1 protein-coding gene is annotated in these 1,428 nt (G+C 42.7%); it reads left to right on the forward strand.

Translation table 11 applies throughout. The annotated features are described in order from the left end of the window. Nucleotides 1-81 precede the first annotated feature (81 nt). Nucleotides 82-1,413: an IS4 family transposase gene (locus BCT11_RS00450; protein WP_102386841.1), complete on the forward strand. Its 1,332-nt coding sequence runs from the start codon at nucleotides 82-84 to the stop codon at nucleotides 1,411-1,413. The last annotated feature ends 15 nt before the right edge of the window (nucleotides 1,414-1,428 follow it).

A 1,428-nucleotide genomic window follows, 5' to 3' on the forward strand; every position in this document is an offset into this window, starting at 1 on the left:
TAATGCCGATCGTTTTAAATAATTGAACGATCCTGAGCAGGGTTCATAATCGGTCTCAACATAGTTGAGGCCGATTTTTTTATGTCTGAGTTTTCTAAAGAGTTACAGATTACCGCTGAGTTTTGCCAAGAACATCATCTCAATGCTTTTGCTAAACATATTCCTTTAGAGTGGGTTGAAGAAGCGGTTAAACAAACTGGCAGAGCTTCTGTTCGTAAACGAAGGTTTCCTGCCGAGCAAGCTGTCTGGTTAGTATTAGGTATTGGGCTACTGAGAAATCGCTCGATTCAAAACGTGTGTGATAGGTTGGAGCTAGCGTTCCCTGATTCAAAAGGAGAATTACCACCACTAGCAACCAGTAGCATCATTAAAGGAAAAGAAAAGCTGGGCTTTGAGCCAATGCGTTACCTGTTCAAAATGACCGCAGCCCAATGGGAGCAACAAAGTGAGTTTGAACAATGTTGTGGATTGAAGCTATTGAGTGTTGACGGTACTTACTTCAAGACGCACGATACAGAAAGTAATCAGACCTTTGGCTATGCCCAAAAATCCGCCACGTTCCCTTCCGTTCTTGCGGTCACTTTGATGTCTACAAAGACCCATTTAATCGCTGATGCCGCTTTTGGTCCTGTCACGGAGAGTGAGATCTCATATGCACAAAAACTTGTAGGCTCTGCACCTGAAAACTCTTTAACTCTCTTTGACCGTGGATTTATGTCTGCTGAGCTGTTTCTAAGCTGGCAAGGTAGTGGCAAAAACACGCATTGGCTTACCCCAATTAAATCGAAATTCAGATATGAGCTCCTCGACTCGTACAGTGACTATGACCATCTCATTGAAATGCCAGTATCTCCTCAAGCTCAAAAACAGTACCCTCATTTAGGCGAAAAGTGGACAGCTCGTTTAGTTTTAATACCGTCACCTAAAGGTGAGATAAAAGGGTTTATTACTTCTTGCTTATGTCCTGATGCATACGCATTGAAAGAATTAGTTGAAGTATATTGGCAACGTTGGGAAATAGAGCGCAGCTATGGCGAACTTAAGCAATATCAACTAGCGAACAAGCCTCTACTGAGAAGCCTAAAGAGTGAAGGAGTATACCAAGAGCTATGGGGCATACTGATATCGTACAATATTGTTCGATTAGAAATGGCAGGTATGGCAAAACAGCACGAAGTAGAGCCATTACGAATTAGCTTCGTCAACGCACTATGCTTAATACAAGAAGAGTTCATCTGGTCAGATGGAAGGACTCCAGGAGGCATCCCTAAGGCGCTGAAAGAGTTGAGGGACAATGGTAAACGGCTAATACTTCCTAAAAAGAGAAAAAGAAAGCCTTACCCCAGAGCAGTGTTAAAAAAAGCGCAGAAATACCCCTCACGTTCTAGAGATAAAAATGCCACTCGCTCTTAAGCGAGTGGCATTAAG

The organism is Vibrio sp. 10N.222.52.B12 (genome assembly GCF_002875385.1).
In the GTDB taxonomy this organism is placed as follows: Bacteria; Pseudomonadota; Gammaproteobacteria; order Enterobacterales; family Vibrionaceae; genus Vibrio; species Vibrio jasicida.